This is a genomic window from Granulicella cerasi, from assembly GCF_025685575.1.
Lineage (GTDB): Bacteria > Acidobacteriota > Terriglobia > Terriglobales > Acidobacteriaceae > Granulicella > Granulicella cerasi.
Genome location: NZ_JAGSYD010000004.1, coordinates 312,074 through 330,016 on the forward strand (window position 1 = coordinate 312,074; position 17,943 = coordinate 330,016).

15 protein-coding genes and 1 tRNA gene are annotated in these 17,943 nt (G+C 61.4%); 12 read left to right on the plus strand and 4 right to left on the minus strand.

Going from position 1 to position 17,943, the window contains the following annotated elements; genetic code table 11:
- The first annotated feature begins 3 nt into the window (after positions 1 to 3).
- Complete coding sequence (gene lpxD, locus OHL11_RS14990) at positions 4 to 999, plus strand: UDP-3-O-(3-hydroxymyristoyl)glucosamine N-acyltransferase (protein WP_263372340.1); 996 nt, start codon at positions 4 to 6, stop codon at positions 997 to 999.
- Here lpxD and OHL11_RS14995 read toward each other — a convergent pair.
- On the minus strand, positions 996 to 1,154 hold the full coding sequence (locus OHL11_RS14995) for a hypothetical protein (RefSeq protein ID WP_263372341.1): 159 nt from the start codon (positions 1,152 to 1,154) through the stop codon (positions 996 to 998). The two genes, lpxD and OHL11_RS14995, sit on opposite strands and share 4 nt — an antisense overlap.
- Before the next feature lie 91 nt (positions 1,155 to 1,245).
- On the opposite strand from OHL11_RS14995, the gene tmk reads away from it, so the two are divergent.
- From tmk to OHL11_RS15015, 4 genes are all read left to right on the plus strand, one after another.
- A complete protein-coding gene (tmk, locus tag OHL11_RS15000) occupies positions 1,246 to 1,920 on the plus strand; it encodes a dTMP kinase (protein ID WP_263372342.1) in 675 nt (224 codons plus the stop codon).
- Between the two features lie 46 nt (positions 1,921 to 1,966).
- On the plus strand, positions 1,967 to 3,361 hold the full coding sequence (locus OHL11_RS15005; protein ID WP_263372343.1) for a cytochrome P450: 1,395 nt from the start codon (positions 1,967 to 1,969) through the stop codon (positions 3,359 to 3,361).
- A gap of 39 nt (positions 3,362 to 3,400) precedes the next feature.
- The gene (locus OHL11_RS15010) at positions 3,401 to 4,528 is read left to right on the plus strand and encodes a DNA polymerase III subunit (protein WP_263372344.1); all 1,128 of its coding nucleotides are present in this window, start codon (positions 3,401 to 3,403) and stop codon (positions 4,526 to 4,528) included.
- A 134-nt stretch (positions 4,529 to 4,662) separates the two neighbouring features.
- Positions 4,663 to 5,046 carry an RNA chaperone Hfq gene (locus tag OHL11_RS15015; protein WP_263372345.1) on the plus strand — a complete coding sequence of 128 codons (384 nt, stop codon included), beginning with the start codon at positions 4,663 to 4,665 and terminating at the stop codon, positions 5,044 to 5,046.
- Positions 5,047 to 5,049: 3 nt separating this feature from the next.
- Here the strand turns inward: OHL11_RS15015 and OHL11_RS15020 are convergent, their stop codons facing one another.
- A complete protein-coding gene (locus OHL11_RS15020) occupies positions 5,050 to 6,054 on the minus strand; it encodes an L-threonylcarbamoyladenylate synthase (RefSeq protein ID WP_263372346.1) in 1,005 nt (334 codons plus the stop codon).
- A 48-nt stretch (positions 6,055 to 6,102) separates the two neighbouring features.
- Here OHL11_RS15020 and OHL11_RS15025 point away from each other — a divergent pair, with 48 nt between their 5' ends.
- Positions 6,103 to 6,684 carry a class IV adenylate cyclase gene (locus tag OHL11_RS15025; protein WP_263372347.1) on the plus strand — a complete coding sequence of 194 codons (582 nt, stop codon included), beginning with the start codon at positions 6,103 to 6,105 and terminating at the stop codon, positions 6,682 to 6,684.
- Between the two features lie 318 nt (positions 6,685 to 7,002).
- Here OHL11_RS15025 and OHL11_RS15030 read toward each other — a convergent pair whose 3' ends face one another.
- On the minus strand, positions 7,003 to 7,980 hold the full coding sequence (locus tag OHL11_RS15030; protein ID WP_263372348.1) for an energy transducer TonB: 978 nt from the start codon (positions 7,978 to 7,980) through the stop codon (positions 7,003 to 7,005).
- A gap of 272 nt (positions 7,981 to 8,252) precedes the next feature.
- Here OHL11_RS15030 and ileS point away from each other — a divergent pair, with 272 nt between their 5' ends.
- From ileS to OHL11_RS15060, 6 genes are all read left to right on the plus strand, one after another.
- A complete protein-coding gene (ileS, locus tag OHL11_RS15035) occupies positions 8,253 to 11,105 on the plus strand; it encodes an isoleucine--tRNA ligase (RefSeq protein WP_263372349.1) in 2,853 nt (950 codons plus the stop codon).
- A complete protein-coding gene (lspA, locus tag OHL11_RS15040; RefSeq protein WP_263372350.1) occupies positions 11,106 to 11,615 on the plus strand; it encodes a signal peptidase II in 510 nt (169 codons plus the stop codon). It begins immediately after the preceding gene.
- A gap of 21 nt (positions 11,616 to 11,636) precedes the next feature.
- Entirely contained in the window at positions 11,637 to 14,606 is a 2,970-nt protein-coding gene (uvrA, locus tag OHL11_RS15045; RefSeq protein ID WP_263372351.1) for an excinuclease ABC subunit UvrA, read from the plus strand.
- A gap of 2 nt (positions 14,607 to 14,608) precedes the next feature.
- Entirely contained in the window at positions 14,609 to 15,895 is a 1,287-nt protein-coding gene (locus tag OHL11_RS15050) for a tetratricopeptide repeat protein (protein WP_263372352.1), read from the plus strand.
- A 39-nt stretch (positions 15,896 to 15,934) separates the two neighbouring features.
- Positions 15,935 to 16,645, plus strand: coding sequence for a M48 family metalloprotease (locus tag OHL11_RS15055; RefSeq protein WP_263372353.1), 711 nt, complete (start codon positions 15,935 to 15,937; stop codon positions 16,643 to 16,645).
- A 99-nt stretch (positions 16,646 to 16,744) separates the two neighbouring features.
- Positions 16,745 to 16,832 (plus strand) — tRNA-Ser (locus OHL11_RS15060).
- Between the two features lie 23 nt (positions 16,833 to 16,855).
- Here the strand turns inward: OHL11_RS15060 and OHL11_RS15065 are convergent.
- Complete coding sequence (locus OHL11_RS15065; RefSeq protein WP_263372354.1) at positions 16,856 to 17,905, minus strand: LacI family DNA-binding transcriptional regulator; 1,050 nt, start codon at positions 17,903 to 17,905, stop codon at positions 16,856 to 16,858.
- Between the last annotated feature and the right edge of the window lie 38 nt (positions 17,906 to 17,943).

A 17,943-nucleotide genomic window follows, 5' to 3' on the forward strand; every position in this document is an offset into this window, starting at 1 on the left:
ACCATGAAGCTGTCGGAACTGGCAAGACATTTGGGCGCAGAACTCGTGCCTGCGGACGCAGGCGCGCGCGAGATCACGGACGTGGCCGGCATCGAGGAGGCCCAAGCGCACCACCTTACCTTCGTGGCAAACCCAAAGTACGCCGGGCTGGCGAAGACGACGAACGCGGGCGCGATTCTCGTTGAGCCGAGCTTCCCGGAGACACCCGTCCCCACGCTTCGCGTTCAGAATCCCTACCTGGCTTTCGCGCAGGCGATCGAGGTCTTCCACCCAGCCCCGGTGTATGCGGAGGGCGTTCACGCCACGGCTGTCGTGCATTCGACGGCGACCATCGGCGAGCGTGCGCATCTTGGAGCTTACGTCGTTGTGGGCGAAAACTGCGTGGTCGGCGATGACGCAGTGCTGCTACCGCATGTCGTTCTCTACCCCGGCGTGAAGGTCGGCCAGCGTTTCTTCGCACACGCCCACGCGGTGGTGCGGGAAGGCTGCCTTCTGGGTGACGACGTGGTGCTGCAAAATGGAGCGATCATCGGCGGCGACGGCTTCGGTTTCGCGAAAACCGCCGAGGGGTGGCGAAAGATTCTGCAGAGCGGCCCGACAGTTTTAGAGGACCGCGTTGAGGTGCAGTCGAACGCCTGCATCGACCGAGCAAGCATCGGCGAGACGCGCATCAAGGCGGGTGCGAAGGTCGACAACCTCGTGCAGGTAGGCCACGGATCAACCGTGGGCGAGAATACGCTGCTTTGCTCACAAGTGGGTTTGGCCGGGTCGACGGTAGTTGGCAGGAACGTGATCCTGGCCGGCCAGGTTGGCGTTGCCGGACACCTCACTATCGGTGATGGCGCCGTAGCGACCGCACAGTCAGGTATCCCCAACGATGTAGCGCCCGGTGCGGTGGTCAGCGGCTATCCCGCCATGGACAACCGCACCTGGCTACGAACGGTGGCAGCGGTAAACCGACTGCCAGAGTTGCTCCGCAAGCTGAAGTCGCAGGGTTAGCGAGTATGTCCGGCGGGTTCGCCGCTATGGCCTGTCGGCGGCGTGGACGGAGTGCCCTTCATACCAGCGCGTTTGCGGTTGTTGGACGTGTAGGCGACCAGCCCGAAGCCGAGGCCCAGGACGATGAAGAAGCCGAGAAGCAAGAAGGTAATCATGGTTCCCTCCTGAGGCGGTGAACTCCGCGATGGGAGAGATCGCCTCTACAGAGAGGTAGGATGCCGCTTCTTCGTGCAGTAGACTCTTGGGGTGCGCCAAGGATTTTTCATCACATTTGAAGGCCTCGACGGGTCGGGCAAAACCACGCAACTGCGTCGCTTGCAGGCATCGCTGGAGGCCGCTGGAAGGCACGTCGTTTCGACGCGTCAGCCGGGCGGAACACCGCTCGGAGACCGCGTGCGCAACCTGCTGGTGAGCTCGCGCAGCGAGGCTGAGGTCGGCGCGATCGATGCCTCTGCGGAGATGGCCCTCATGTTTGCCGACCGCGCGCAGAGTCTCGCGCAGGTGATTCGTCCTGCGCTCGAAGCACGATCGGTGGTGCTTTGCGATCGGTATACCGATTCGTCGGAGGCTTACCAGGGCGCGGGCCGCGAGCTTGGGCCGGAGAGAATTCTTGCGATGCACGAAGCTGTTTGCGGGGGCTTCTGGCCGGAGCTGACAGTGTTGCTCTTGCCGCCGCTGGAGTCTTCGTTGGCGCGAGCACGACGTCGCAATGAGCGGAATGCCCGCATGAAAGGCACGGACGAAGGACGTTTCGAGCGCGAAGGCGATGGCTTCTATCGCCGCGTGTACGAGCAGTACGAGACGATTGCCCGGCGCGATGCGCAGCGGGTGTTCCTCGTCGCCGACGAAGCGCCTATCGAGGTGATCGCGGACAAGATTCTTGCGGAAACGCAGCGTCGTCTCGACGCGAAGGCCAGCTAGTCAAAAGCAGACGAACGCGAAGGGCCGCGACAGCGTCCAACACCCTATGGCAAAGCCCTCTGACTACATCGAAGCGCGGCAAGAGGGTGAGTTCTACCTTCCCCCGGGACTGCGGCAATCGCTGTATCTCTACGCGCGGCGCGCGTGGGTGCGCTTCGGCAAGCCGATCCCGCTCTTCGAGCACCTGCACAAGACCTTCGGCCCCATCGCGCATTACAACTTCCTCGGCAACCTGATCGTCTTCGTGAATGAGCCGGAGTGGATTCAGCAGATCCTCGTCGACCAGTCGACGAGCTTCATCAAAGAACGCACGCTGAAGCGGATGAAAATCCTGCTCGGTGAAGGACTGATCACCAGCGACGATCCGATCCACATGCGACAACGTCGCATCGCTGCTCCGGCGTTTCATCGTCAACGCATCGCGGGCTATGCGGGTGAGATCGTAGCGAACGCCAAGGCGACGCGCGAAGGCTGGCACGATGGGCAGGAGGTCGATGCGGCGGCGGAGTTCATGCTGCTCAGTCTGAAGATCATTGCGCGCACGCTCTTCGATCAGGAAGTGACGCCCGAGGTCCTGAGCGTGGCGGACGAAGTGAACTCCATCATGGGCATCTACAACCTGCTGGTGGCGTTGCCGAAGCTGGAGAGTTACCTGCACTGGCCGTTGCCCTACCTGTCGCGCTTCCGGCGCTCTCGCGCACGGTTGGACGCTATCGTGGCCCGCATGATCACCGAGCGTCGCCAACTCCCGCGTGAGGAGCTTGAGCGACGACATGATCTTCTGTCGATGCTCGTCGCGGCGCGCGACGAAGGCGATGGCAGCGGCATGGATGACGAGCAGTTGCGCGATGAGACGCTGACGATCTTCCTCGCCGGGTATGAGACTGTCGCGAATGCGCTGACGTGGACGCAGTACTTGTTGAGCCAGAATCCTGAAGCGCGCGAGAAGATGTTCGCCGAAGTGGATCGCGTGCTGGGCGGGCGCGATGCAGCGCTCGAAGACTTCCCGCAGCTGCCGTTTACCGAGCAGGTCTTTGCGGAGTCCATGCGGCTCTATCCGCCGGCATGGGCGATGGGCCGCCGCTCGACGCAAACGGTGCAGCTTGGACCGTACCGCATTCCCGCAGGCGCGCACTTCTTCTTCAGCCAATACGTCATGCATCGCTCCGAGGAGTACTGGGACGCGCCGCTGGAGTTCCGCCCGGAGCGCCATACGCCCGAGGCCAAAGCCGCGCGGCAGAAGTTCGTCTACTTCCCCTTCGGCGGCGGACGCAGGCAGTGTATCGGCGAGAACTTTGCGTGGATGGAAGGCGTGCTGTGCCTGGCGACCATCGCGCAGAAGTGGCGGCTGGAGTTTGTGCCGCGCTATCCGGTTGAGGCGGAAGCGAAGATCACGCTGCGACCGAAGTTTCCGATGATGATGCGCGTCGAGACGCGGTGAGTCAGCGGCTCCACATGCAGCTTTGGTAGCCTTCAGGGGATGGCTTTCCCGTCCAGCTTCGCAGAGTTCCTCGGCAACACGCATGTGGTGGAGAATCTGCGCGCAGCGATCGCGGCAGGACGCTTCCCGCATTCGCTGATCATCGCGGGCCCGCGGGGTGCGGGCAAATACACGTTGGCTCTGATGCTGACGATGGCGCTCGAGTGCCGCGAGCAGCCGCGCGAGATCTCCGCAGATGGGCGAGAACTGGCGAACTTCTGCGGGGTCTGCGCCAACTGCACGCGCATTGCCGAAAGCGCAGCGCTCGATGACCGCATCGCCGAAGCGATTGCAGCGCGTGAAGAGATGCGCGAGACGGACAAGAAGGAAACGCGCGTTCTCGTGCAGACGCATCCTGACGTGCTGGTAATTCCGCCCGATCCGCCGCAGTTACTGATCAAACTGGGCCAGGTGCGCACGATGATCCATCGAGCTGCGTATCTTCCTGTAGAGGCGCCACGGAAGGTCTTCATGCTGACCTCGTCGGCGTTCATGAAGGAAGCTGCAAACTCGCTGCTGAAGCTGCTCGAAGAGCCGCCGGCGTACGCGCATCTGATCCTTCTCGCGGAGAATATCGGTGAGTTGCTCCCGACGATTCGCTCGCGCTGCGGCGTTTCACGACTCGGAGCCTTGCCTGCGGAAGAGATCGCTGCGCTGCTCAACGATCGCAAGCTTGGCTCGTCGAAGGAACGTGAGCTGATTGCCCGCCTGAGCGAAGGCGCTATCGGGCGCGCGCTCAGCTTTGATCTTGCGGCCTACACAGCTGCACGCGCGGATGCACTGCTCATTCTGCGCACCGCCGAGCGCAGCGGCGAACACGCGGTGATGTTCAAGGCGACGGAGACCTACCGTGCTGGCGCCGACGGTCAGGAGAAGACCACGGCCCTGCTGCGCGCCATGGCTGCGCTGCTCGAAGACGTTCTGCTGTTGCAGGCGGGCGCGGGCGACCGCATCCGCAATGTCGATTTGCGCAATGAACTCGAGCGCATGGCGAGTGCGTTCTCGTTCGAGTGGATCGAGCGAGCCGTAAAGGGGCTTGACGGAGTCCAGAGCGGTATGCGCCGTAATCTGTTGCGCAACGTCAGTCTTGACGCCTTTGCGATGGAACTCGAGGAATCGGCACTCTAGCGGATTCGGTGAAAATATCCGGCCACGACGCTACCTGTGATAGCGTCAAAGCATCCTATCTTGTACGTCTCGTTGACTTACTTTTTGCGCCGGGCCACGTTTTCTGCTCGTCGCTGCTCTTGAGGTGAACTGCTGTGGCTCCGACAAAACAACCCGAAAAGGAAACATTCAACGGAACCCGGAAACTGATCCGGCCTTCGCTCGCGGGACTTTCGCTGCAGCGTCGTCGCGACCCCGGCGTCACTGAAGATCCGCTCTCGCACGCCACGCTCTCGGACAACCACGGTGTCCCGGAGAGCTCGCACGCTGAGGTCTTCTACTTCCAGAAGCAGATTCAGCAGCAGACCGAGATGACCATCGTCATGGACGATGGCGAAGAGTTGCAAGGCGTCATCCAGTGGTTCGACAAGTGTGTGGTGAAGCTGCGGGTCGGTCGCCAGCGCGTCATGATCTACAAGAGCTGCATCAAGTACCTGTACAAGACCTCGGACGCGCAGCAGCACGCGATCATGAAGTAGCCGCTACTTCTCTTTCGCGGCTTTCAGCAGGCGATCGCGAAGTGCATCCCGCACTCCGCCTGGAGCGGGCAGCGGCACCACAATCTCAGTAACTCCCAGATCATCCAGGCCACGCAGACCAGCGAAGAGCTTCTGCGCGAGCTCTTCTGGCTTGTCCCAGTCTCCCCAGGGAAAGACGGTGGCCTGCGCTTCGGCGGTCCAGCCGGTCGGAAGCATCACTCCGCTTGTGCCACGGAGGTGCTTCGTGGCTTCCCCGTCTTCAACAAGAATGACCTTTGCGTTCGGCGCGTAATGGCGAATGCCAACGCCTGGAGACGGCAGAGACTCGGGTGCCGCTACTGTGGCGGGCGGCTCGTACACGACGACAGGCACTCCCGCAACAGCCTCAATCTCCGCCGCGGTGATGGCACCGGGGCGGTAAAGCACCATCGGCGTTTGCGTGGGATCGAGCACGGTAGACTCCACGCCCACCGAGGTGGCACCGCCATCGAGCAGCGCGTCGATGCGGCCGTCGAGGTCCGCCAACACGTGCGCCGCGATCGTCGGGCTTGTGTGGCCAAAGCGGTTCGCACTGGGAGCGGCAATGGGCACGCCGGCATGTTCGATGAGATAGCGAATGTGATTCAGCGCGGGCACACGCACACCGACGAGCGGTCGACCGGCGGTGACTGCATCGGGTATCGAAGCCTTCTTCGGCAGCAGCAGGGTCAACGGACCAGGCCAGAAGCGGAGCAGCAGGCGCGCGACGCGGCCTTTCAGTTCCTGCGGAACTTCAGCGACCTGCTTGAGCTGGCCAATGGTGCCGAGATGCACGATCAACGGGTCCCACGACGGTCGCTGCTTCGCCTCAAAGATGGCTGCGACAGCTTCGGCGTCCAGCGCGTTCGCGCCCAAGCCGTAAACGGTCTCGGTGGGAAAGGCGACGAGCTTGCCGCGGCGCAGCAGTTCGGCAGCGCGGAGCAGGTCGGCAGGGTTCTCGGCATTCAGTTGCAGGGTGGTCAAACTCATTTCGTTTTCCATCGTAGCTGCATTGCGGCTTCGGCATATACTCGCGGCATGGCTGCGGAGATCGAACTCAAGTTCCCAGTTGCCGAGATGGAGTCTCTCATCCGGCGCGCAGAATCTACCGGCTTTCAGCTGGTCACTCCCCGCACGTTCGAGAGCAATACGCTCTACGACACGGCTGACCGCCAACTGCGGCAACGCACGGAACTGGTGCGCATTCGCCAGTACGGCGAGCGCTGGACGCTGACGCACAAGCGGCTCCCCGAGCACAACGACCCCACGGCGCGTTTCAAGACGCGCGTCGAGACGGAGACGACCGTCAGCGATGGCGAGGCGCTTGCGGAGGTATTTACGCGCATGGGCTACGGGCCCGTCTTCCGCTATGAGAAGTTTCGCACCGAGTGGGATCTCGAAGGTGGACATCTGGTGCTGGACGAGACGCCGATCGGCGTTTGGGCAGAGCTTGAGGGCCAGCCCGAGTGGATCGACGCGATGCTCGAGAAGCTTGGAGTAGATCCCGCCACGTCGTCCACGGCAAGCTACGGGGCGCTCTTTCTGGAGTGGAAGAAGCAGAGCGGAAGCGCCGCAGAAAACCTTACCTTCGACGAAGCCGGAGTCGTCGCTGCGGGTTAATTTCCGCGCTGCGCGTTCATTTCCAGATCTGCACTGATGCTCGAGTGATTGCCGCCGATAGGGTCATCATGAGTGCGAGCAATGTCGTCCATTTCCCTGCTGTTCGAACCAAGGCCCTGCCGACGCGGATGGATCGCGGCGGAATGCTGGTGAGTTTCCCTAAACACCCATCCGGTTCGAAGCAACGCCCACGGCGCTTGCCCGCATGGCTGCTCGACCTGCTCGGGCTTGCACCCGCATTGGAAGCAGCCCGTAAGAAAGCTCGTCACTGACAGCAAAAGCCCGCCATCACGGCGGGCTTTGCGTGTTCCGGTCTTCTTAGAAGATCTGGAAATTTACCTCGACGGCCATCTGCACCTTGACCGGCTTGCCATCCTTCATCGCGGCCTTGAACTTGTACTGCTTCACGGCATCAACGGCCTTCTGACCAAGTCCCATGCCGACGTCGCGCAGCACGTGCACGTTTTCAGGGTGTCCGTTCTCGTCCACGATCAGGCCGACCAGTACATTGCCTGAGAACTTCGCCTTGCGCGCTTCTTCGGAGAACTCCGGATCCACCTGATAGGTGAGCACCGGTGCACGCACCGATCCACCGACCTTGTAGACGCCACCGCCCATGTTTCCGCCCGAACCAGGGCCAACACCAGCGCCGTTACCCGAGCCAATACCCGTTCCCGAGCCGTTGCCGAGCGAGAAGCCCTTGAGGTTCGAGTTCGGCGAGCCCAGGTCCGGCAGCTTGCTGTCGGCGATCTTCAGGTTCGGCTGCATGACGACCGTAGGCTCAACTGCAAGCTTTGGAGCGACAGTCGGCGGAGCCTTTGGCGGCATGATCTGTTCCGTAGAGAACTTCGGCAGATGTCCCTGCGTGACAGGCGTCGGCCCCTTCTGTCCACCACCACCGCCCATCTGGACGGACTTCGGCGGGGCCGGAGGCGGAGGAGGCGTCGGAGCGTCGATCAGATGCGCTGCCACCTTCGGCGCAGGCGCAGCGAGGTGCACCTGGCTCTTCAGCAGAATGGCGAAAAGCAGAATAAGCAGCGCGTAAAACGTCGTCGAAGCCGCCAGAGACTTCTTGCTCATCTTCGTCTGCATACGATCCGGCACAGCGATCGGCTTGGACTCGAGCACGAGTGGCGGAAGCTTCTCCGGGAAGAAGGCGTCGCGGAAGTTCGAGATCAGCGAAGCGAACGGACCGCCGCTCTCCTTCACCTCGGAGAGGGTCGGTGCGGCGTTTACGGCATGAGTCGACGGTGCGGGCCGATTCGAATCGATTTCAGGTGGGAGGAAATCTGGCATTGGGTGCTGAGAGTGCTCTTCCTGTCGCGTACGTTTAGGTCACGCTGCCGCAGCGTCGTGAACGTCATGGCACATTCTACAAACTTGCTACCACTTTAGTCGCTTTAGCTTCGCGCCTGAGTGTATTAGACGCACACAAGGGTGTGGATGTTTCTCTCAGGCCGGAACCGCAGGAAATACCCAGCCATGCCGGATACAATAAGGGTTTGGCCGCACGTTTCGGGCGTTGAGACGCCTGGACCACGCAAATTGCGGCGCAGATGAGGATGGGAATGGCCGACGCAGTTGCTCCGAAGAAGCTGAAAGATACGCTCAACCTGCCGAAGACGGATTTCGCCATGAAGGCGAATCTGCCGCAGAATGAACCCGCACGACTCGCCGCATGGGAAGAGTCCGGGCTGTATGAGCAGATTCGCGCTACGCGCGAGGGCGCGCCGAAGTACACCCTGCATGACGGCCCTCCGTATGCCAACGGAGCGATTCACCTCGGCCACGCGCTGAACAAGTGCATCAAGGACTTCGTCGTGAAGACGAAGACGATGGCGGGCTTCGACGCACCATATATACCGGGCTGGGATTGCCACGGCCTGCCGATCGAAATCAAGGTAGACGAGCAGCTTGGCGGCAAGAAGCTGGAGATGGACCCTGTCTCCGTGCGTTCGGCCTGCCGCGCGTACGCGGAGAAGTTCATCAACCTGCAGCGCTCGCAGTTCAAGCGCCTGGGCGTCTTCGGCCGCTGGGAACAACCGTACCTCACGATGAACTTTGGCTACGAAGCCAGCACGCTCGAGCTGTTTTACGGCTTCTTTGAGAAGGGCTTCGTCTACAAGGGACTGAAGCCTGTTTACTGGTGCTCGCACGATCACACGGCGCTTGCTGAGGCGGAGGTTGAGTACGAGCAGCACACCTCGCCAAGCGTCTATGTGCGCTACAAGTTGACCTCGAAGGCGGACGAGATTTCGCCAAAGCTGAACGGCAGGAACGTTTGGACGATCATCTGGACGACCACGCCGTGGACGCTGCCGGCATCGGTCGCGATCGCATTCAATCCGGAGATCACCTACGTTGCCGTGGAAGATGGCGACGACGTGTACATCGTCGCTGAAGCGCTGCTCGAGCAGGTGAAGGCCGCGACCACGTTGAAGGGTGAGCCGATCGCATCGTTCACGGGCGACAAGCTCGATCGCGTGACCTTCCAGCATCCGTTCCTCGACCGCGAAGTACTGGGTGTGAACGCTGATTACGTCACGACCGACGCAGGTACAGGCGCGGTGCACACGGCTCCTGCCCATGGCCCGGACGACTTTGCGACTGGTGTTCGCTATGGATTGAAGCTGACCTGTGATGTCGATGCGCAGGGCAAGATTCGCAATGGCCTGCCGGAGTACGACGGCATGTTCATCCATAAGGCGAACGGCCCGATCATCGAGCTGCTGAAGACGCGCGAAGCGCTGATGGGCGAGCAGAAGATCGAGCACAGCTACCCGCACTGCTGGCGCTGCCACAAGCCGCTGATCTTCCGCGCGACCGAGCAGTGGTTCATCTCGATGGAAACCCCGGTCCTTTCGCCGAAGGGCAACGGCACCTTCCGCGAGCGTGCGCTGGCGGAGATTGCTCGCGTGACATGGGACCCGAGCTGGGGCCAGGAGCGCATCTCGAACATGATCGCGACGCGTCCGGATTGGTGCATCTCGCGCCAACGTTTGTGGGGCGTTCCGATCGCGGTATTCCTCTGCGAGAAGTGCCATGAACCGCTGAACAATGCAGCCGTCAACAAGTCGATCGTGGAGATCTTCAAGCAGGAAGGCGCGGATGCCTGGTACAAGCGCGATGTGTCGATGCTTCTGCCGAAGGACACCAAGTGCCCAAACTGCGAAGGCGAGCACTTCCGCAAAGAGATGGACATCCTCGACGTGTGGTTCGACTCCGGCGCAAGCTGGCACGCTGTGGTGCAGCAGGAACCCGAACTCAGCTTCCCCGCTGACCTCTACACCGAGGGCGGCGATCAGCATCGCGGCTGGTTCCACACTTCTCTGCTGACGTCCGTTGCGCTGAAGGATGAAGCGCCGTATCGAATGGTTGCGACGAGCGGTTGGACGCTCGATGAGCAGGGCCGCGCGTTCTCGAAGTCCCTCGGGAACGGCGTCGATCCCGTCGATGTGGCGAACCGTCTCGGCGGCGAAATCGTGCGCCTGTGGGTAGCCTCGGTCGACTTCCGCGAGGATGTCGCCGCCAGCGAAAACCTGATGTCGCGCGTGAGCGAAAACTATCGCAAGCTGCGCAACACACTGCGATTCCTGCTCTCGAACCTCGACGGCTTCGTGCCTGCGGAGCACGCTGTGAGCTGGGGCGAGTTGCAACCGCTCGACCAGTACATCCTCGCGCGCACCGCAGAGCTCGATGCGACGATTCGCCAGGCCTACGACGACTTCGAGTTCCACCGCGCGTACCAGGCGCTCAATGCGTTCACGAACACCGATCTCTCGGCGCTTTACTCCGATGTGGTGAAGGATCGTCTGTATACGCTGGCACCGGAGTCGATCGAGCGTCGCTCTGCGCAGACTGCGATGTGGCGCATCGCAGAGGCCATCACGCGTCTGATCGCCCCGATCCTCAGCTTCACGGCCGAAGAAGTGTGGCAGCATCTGCCGAAGATTGAAGACCGTCCGGCGAGCGTGCACCTAGCACTCTTCCCTGACCTCGCGGACATCGTTCCGGGTGATGTTTCGCGCCTGATCGCGGAGTGGGAGAAGCTCTTCGCCGTGCGCACGCTCGTAAACATCGAACTCGAAGCGCTGCGTAACGCCAAGCAGATCGGTAAGGCACTCGAAGCGAGCGTTCGCGTGATCACCACCGAAGCTTCGGAGGAGGCCCTTGTGCTGAAGAAGTACGAAGGCTCGCTGGCGGAGTTCCTCAACGTTTCGCAAGCCAGCGTACAGGTCGTGGGCGATACGAAGAGCGAGCAGATTGCGCTCATCGAAGCCTCCGTTGCGGAAGGAACCAAGTGCGGACGTTGCTGGCGCGTCGTGCCGGACACCGGCAGCGATGCTCGCTGGCCTGAAGTCTGCGCGCGCTGCGCGGATGCGCTCGAAGCCATCGGTTACGCACCGACGGAGGCTGCATAAATGGCCGCCGTTCGTGGTTCTCTGCGCGATGCTCGCTGGATCTGCTTCCTGCTTGCGATCGTCGTCATCGTGGTGGATCGCTGGTCGAAGCTGTGGGTTGTGGCCCACATCAAGGCCGGGTCGGCGATCACCATCATTCCGCACGTCTTCCGTCTCACGCATGTGCTCAACTTCGGCGCGGCCTTCAGCATGTTTGCGGAATCCACTTCGCCGAACGTTGTACGCAACATGCTCATCGCATTCTCGACGCTTGCCTGCCTCGTGGTGTTGGTTCTGATTCTCCGCTGGGGAAAGCGCTTTTCGCTGACGAGCTTCTCGCTGGCATTGATTCTCGGTGGTGCCATCGGCAACCTCTACGACCGCATCCGACTGCAGCATGTCGTTGACTTCCTCGAAGTTCATATCGGCTCATACCACTGGCCGGACTTCAACATCGCCGACTCGGCCATCGTCGTCGGAGCGTGCCTTCTGCTGCTCGAAGCATTTTTGCCGCAGAAGAACTCTCGCTAGGCCCACGCATCAGACAAGAGCATGAACGACCAGATCACAATTCGCGGCGCGCGCACTCATAACCTCAAGGGCATTGATGTCGACATCCCTCACGGCAAGCTGACCGTCGTGAGCGGCGTGTCTGGCTCGGGCAAGAGTTCGCTCGCGTTCGATACGGTCTATGCCGAGGGGCAACGTCGATACGTGGAGTCGCTCTCCGCGTATGCGCGGCAGTTTCTTGAGCGCATCGAAAAGCCGGACGTCGACCACATGGACGGACTCGCGCCCGCGATTGCGATCAAGCAGAAGAACCAAACGCGTAATCCTCGTTCGACCGTTGCGACCGCCACGGAGATCTACGATTACCTCCGCCTGCTCTATGCCCGCTGCGGCACGGTAACGTGTCTGCATTGCGGCGGCGTGGTGCGTCACGACACGGTCGATGAAATCGTTACACGCGTGCTCTCGCAGCCTGAAGGAACCCGCGTCTACGCGCTGTTCCCCACGATGCGCCGCGAGATCAAGCTGGAGTCGATGACGGAAGCCGTCAGTGAAGAAACGGCCAAGCCTGCGAAGAAAGTCGCGGCAAAGAAGGTCTCCGCAAAGGCCGCAAAGGCCTCCATCGAAGCGGCGAGCGATGCGCTGAAAGCACGGCTTGGAGAGCTTCGCGGTCGTGGCTACAACCGCCTTTGGCAGGACGATGGAGCTGCCGGGAAGATCGTCGAATTTTCGACACCCGAATCGCTGCTTGAACTCGATTTTTCCGAGCCGATCTTCGTTCTCGCAGATCGCCTTGCTCTGTCGGCTGACGTGCGATCGCGTCTTGTCGATGCGATCGAGACGGGCTACCGCGAGGCTGGCGAGATCCTCTTCCGCACCGTCCCTCGTGAAGAACATGAAGCCGCTGTCGAGCAGCGATTCTCCGCAGCGTTTGAATGTGAGAACTGCCACCGCGCGTATCGCGAGCCGGAGCCACGGCTCTTCTCCTTCAACAATCCGTTCGGCGCATGTCCCCGTTGCCAGGGCTTCGGCAACACGATTGACTTCGACCCCGGGTTGATCATCCCCGACCGCTCCAAGTCGCTCGATGATGGTGCGATCGATCCGTGGACGAAGCCGAAGTACCGCTCGCCGTGGCATGCCGAAATGAAGCGTGCGGCGAAGTCTGAGGGCATCCCGACGAATGTGCCTTGGTTCGATCTCACCGAAGCGCAGCAGGAGTTCATCTGGGAAGGACGCGGCACATGGGTAGGCATTCGCGGCTTCTTCAACGAACTCGAGCGCAAGAAGTACAAGCTGCATGTCCGCGTGTTTCTTTCACGCTATCGCGGCTATGCGACCTGTCCCGATTGCCGCGGTCAGCGTCTGCGCGCTGAGGCCCGTGCGGTGCTGTTGAATGGCAGAAACATCTGCGAGACCTGTGCGCTGACGATCACCGATGCGCGCAGTTTCCTCAACGGCCTTGAGCTCTCGCCTGCGCAGGCGGAGGTCGCCGGCAAGGTGCTTGAAGAGGTCCGCCAGCGTGTCGGCTTTCTGCTCGAAGTGGGCCTGGAGTACCTGACGCTTGATCGTCTGAGCGCAACGTTGAGCGGCGGCGAATCACAGCGTATTCAGTTGGCAACCTCGCTGGGTTCGCGTCTTGTAGGCGCGCTCTATGTGCTCGATGAGCCGTCGATCGGTCTGCATACACGCGACACCGCGAAGCTGATTCGCATCATGAAAGAGCTGCGCGACCTCGGCAATACGATCCTCGTCGTAGAGCATGATCCCGATGTCATTCGAGCAGCTGACCGCCTGCTCGATCTTGGACCGGGCGCGGGCGAACTCGGTGGCAAGCTGCTTGCCGCGGGCACAATCGACGAGGTGAAGGAGAACCCGAACTCCCTCACCGGGCGCTATCTGAGCGGGCGCTCGCAGATCGTTGTGCCGAAGCATCGTCGCGAACCGGGCCGCGAGAAGCTGGTGCTGAAGGGCGCTCGCATTCATAACCTCAAGGGCGTGGATGTAACGATTCCGCTCGGCCTGCTCTGCTGCGTCACCGGTGTCAGTGGCTCGGGCAAGTCAACGATGGTGCATCAGGTGCTCTACAAGGCGCTGATGCAGTCGCTCGGTCAGAGCGAAGGCTCCGATCCGGCTCATCTCTATCGAGAGCTTTCTGGCGCGCAACACCTCAACGATGTCGTGCTCGTTGATCAATCGCCGATCGGTCGCACGCCGCGCTCGAACCCTGTCACCTACATCAAAGCATTCGACCCGATCCGCGAGCTGTTCTCGTCGCAGCCGGATGCGAAACGCCGCGGACTCACTGCGGGTTCGTTCTCGTTCAACATCCCCGGCGGGCGCTGCGACACCTGCGAAGGCGATGGCACAGTCACGGTCGAGATGCAGTTCCTCGCCGACGTCGAGTTGCCGTGCGAGGAATGCAACGGCACGCGCTACAAGACGCAGGTGCTCGAAGTGAAGTACAAGGGCCGCAGCATCCACGAGGTGCTTGGCATGACGGTGCGTGAAGCGCTCGTGTACTTCGCGGGACATTCGAAGATCGTGGATCGTCTGGCCGTGCTGGATGAAGTGGGCCTCGGCTATGTCCGTCTCGGCCAAAGCGCGACGACGCTTTCAGGCGGCGAAGCGCAGCGCGTCAAGCTCGCCATGCATCTCGCACAGGCACGCAGCGGATCTTCCGGCGGAGCGGGCGGCGTACGCGGCGAGGCGAAGCGTGCAGCGAGTCGCGTGCTGTACATCCTCGACGAGCCAACCACCGGTCTCCACTTCGAAGACGTGGCCAAGCTACTGGCTGCGTTCAATAAGCTGATCGATGGCGGCGGCTCTCTGCTCGTGATCGAACATAACCTCGACGTGATCAAGTGCGCGGACTGGATCATCGACATGGGTCCCGAGGGTGGTTCTGGCGGAGGGCAAGTGGTCGCCGTCGGAACGCCCGAAGAGATCGCCGCAACGACGGCATCGCATACCGGCCACTGGCTCGCTCCGGTGCTCGAAGGCAAGGTTTAGCCATGCGAACGATGAAGACCATCGCGCTAGCCGCCGCGTTGCTCGCAGCGCCCTGCTCGTTTGCTCAAGCGCAAACGGCATCGATGAAAGACGCGGAAGCTGCGCTCGAGAAGGGCGACTTTGCCACTGCCGAGACTCTGCTCCTTCCGCTCTCGCAGCAACAACCCGCAAACGCGCAGGTGCTTTACGATCTCGGCTTCGCGCAGGAGCGTAACGGCAAAGACGACGCTGCAGCAAACTCCTATGCGGCAGCAGCGAAAGCTGACGCGAAGATGGCTGAGCCTCGCATCGCTCTGGGACTGCTGCAAGCTCGTAGCGGTCAGAGCATCGCAGCTCATGCATCGCTCGCAGCTGCAGCGGACATACCGACAGCGCCGCCGAAGCTGCGTGCAAAGGCCTATCGCGCGCTGGCGCAACTTGATGCTGAAGATCACCCTGCAGACGCAAGCGATGAGTTGTTGAAGGCCATCGACCTCGACGGCGAGCACCCCGCCGACCTGCAACTCACAGGAGAACTCGCGGAGCGCAGTGGTGATTTGCCACATGCGGAGCAGTCCTACGTGAAGGCCCTGGCGGCAAATCCCGAAAGCATCGATGCGCGAGTGGGTCTCGCTCATGCGATGAAGCAGCAGGGTCGAAGCAGCGAAGCTGAAGATGTTCTTCGCACCGGCCTGAAGTCACAGCCCGATGATCTTCGCTTGATCACACAGCTTGCATCGGTGTTGCTTGCTGAAGATAAAGCCGCCGAGGCCATTCCGCTGCTGGAGCAACTGCGTGCGGCGAACCCGCAAGCTGCGCAAGATGCCACACTGGCGAACATGCTTGCACATCTCTACGACGCCAGCGATCAGCCCGCGAAAGCTGAGGCGTTGTATCGCAGTCAGCTGGCGCAGCATCCGAGTGATCCTATTCTGCTCGATGCGCTGGGATCGAGCCTCGTGCGCCAGGCGAAGTTCGCTGAAGCAGAAAGTCTGCTGGCGAAAGCCGCCAGCGAGCGCGCGGCTTTTCACGACGACAAGCTGTGGGCCGAGGCGGCGACGCATCTCGCGTTTGCGGCTTCGCGCAACAACCATCCCCAGCTCACACTGCAGGCTCTGGCAGCGCGCGGCACCATTCTGCCGGACACGGCGTCCACGTTGTTCCTCTCCGCGACTGCCAACGATTCTCTACACAAGCGGGATGATGCGGTGAGGCTTTATAAGGCGTTTCTTGCGGTGGCGAACGGCAAGTATCCGACTGAAGAATTTCAGGCGCGTCATCGTCTCGTCGCGCTGCAGCACGAACGCTAGCGGGCGATTCACGGCCTTGAGCGATACACTGGAAAGACTGTGGCTGTGACACCTTTGCCGACTGCGTCGGCTGAATTGATCGCAACGTTTGAGCGTGAGTTCCGCGAGCTTCGTCCGCGCACGCCAGTGCCGCCGATCGAGATCAAATTTCGTCGCTTCACCAGCCTTAACACCACGATCCGCCTGCGTGAGGGCAAGCTGCATGTGCGGCTTTCTGACCTCCTGATCTATGCGCCGGAGAGTGTACTGACGTCGATCGCGCACATCCTGCTCGCAAAGCTCTACCGTAAGCCGATTTCTGCGGCTGCGTCAGACCGCTATCGTCGCTACACGCAATCGGACGCGGTCTCCAGGCAAGCGGAACACATTCGCCAGACGCGTGGGCGCAAGCGCATCACCACTTCCAAAGGTCATGTTTGGGACCTCGATGAAGTCTTCGAGACGATCAACCGACAGTTCTTTCATGGCCTGCTCGGGCGCCCCACGCTGACGTGGAGTGAACATGCCGCGCGCCGCATGTTGGGACACTATGACGCGGCGCACAACACGATCATGATCAGCCGCATCTTCGATCGTCCTGGCACGCCGCGTTACGCGATCGAATACCTGCTGTATCACGAGATGCTGCACCTCAAGCATCCGGTGAGCGTGCGGGCTGGACGGCGTTGCGTGCACTCGCGCGAGTTCCAGGCCGATGAGCGACTCTTCCCCGAACTCGATCTGGCGCGAGAGTATCTGAAGCGCCTCTGATTTCCGCAGAGGCGCGCGTGCAACCACCCGGTCAGCACCGTTAGTTGTGGTACTCTCAGTAAGTCGGTTGCCTTGCGTCAGTGCGTGGCCCGTACGTGCGGACAGATGGCCGAGTGGCTGAAGGCGCACGCTTGGAAAGCGTGTATACCGCAAGGTATCCAGGGTTCGAATCCCTGTCTGTCCGCCATAAACTCCCTTGAGACAATCTACTTAGCGCTTCGGCGCACGCGTCGATTCACGCTGGATCAGCACAGGATCGAGCCGGCGATCGGCTGGCGGTGCCTCGCGGCCCTCGATGAGGTCGAGCAGACCCGCTGCCGCAGCTTCGCCCATCTCCATGAAGGGCTGACGAAGCGTGGACAGGCTCGGCATAACGTACGCCGCGCTCTCCACATCATCGAAGCCAACGATGGAGATATCGTCCGGGATCTTGCGGCCCTGCTCCTGAAACGCTCGCATCGCACCCAACGCGGTGGAGTCGTTGAAGCAGATCAAGGCCGTGAAGCTTTCGCCTGAATCGATGAGCGATTTCGCACACGCATAGCCTTCTTCATGCGCTGTCGGCTCTTGCGGAGAGTTTCCGCTGCGAAGCTCGCGGACCAGTTCCGGGCGAATCTTCGCACCAAGCCGCGAGGCCGCGTTCTGGATGCCCTCGAAGCGATCCATCGCTGCATTGCGCCAGGGGTGTCCCTTCACGACGGCGATCTTGCGATGTCCAAGTTCGTAAAGATGTTCAAAGGCCAGCTCACCGCCTCGGCGGTTGTTCAGAGCAAGACGTGGCGTTCCGTCACCGCTCGCCTGGCTGCCGATCATCATCGCGGGCTTGCCTACGTTGCTGTCCACATCGGTGTTGATGAAGAGGAAGCCTTCGACCGCGCGCTCCAGCAGACGGCGCGGCAGATCGTGAATCAGCTTGGTGTCGCCATGATGGTTCGCCGTGAAATAAAGATACCCAGCCTCATTCAGCTTGCGGTCGACACCGGCGAGGATCGCGGCGGCCCACTGCTCGCCGACGGAGGGCAAGACCACCGCCACCGTGTAACTGCGCTTCGAGTAGAGGTAGCGCGCATAGAAGTCTGGCCTATAGTCGAACTCAGCGGCCGCATCGAGAATCCGTCGCCGTGTCGCCTCCGGGATGAGTTGCGCACGCGGCGCGTCGTTCATCACCAGAGAGACGGTGCTGGGCGACAACTTCAGATACTCCGCCAGCGCCTTCTGGCTAATGGGCTTGCGGCTCGATGTTTCAGACTTCGATTTCATGACGGCAATAGCTTCGCGACTGAGAATAGCAGCCACAG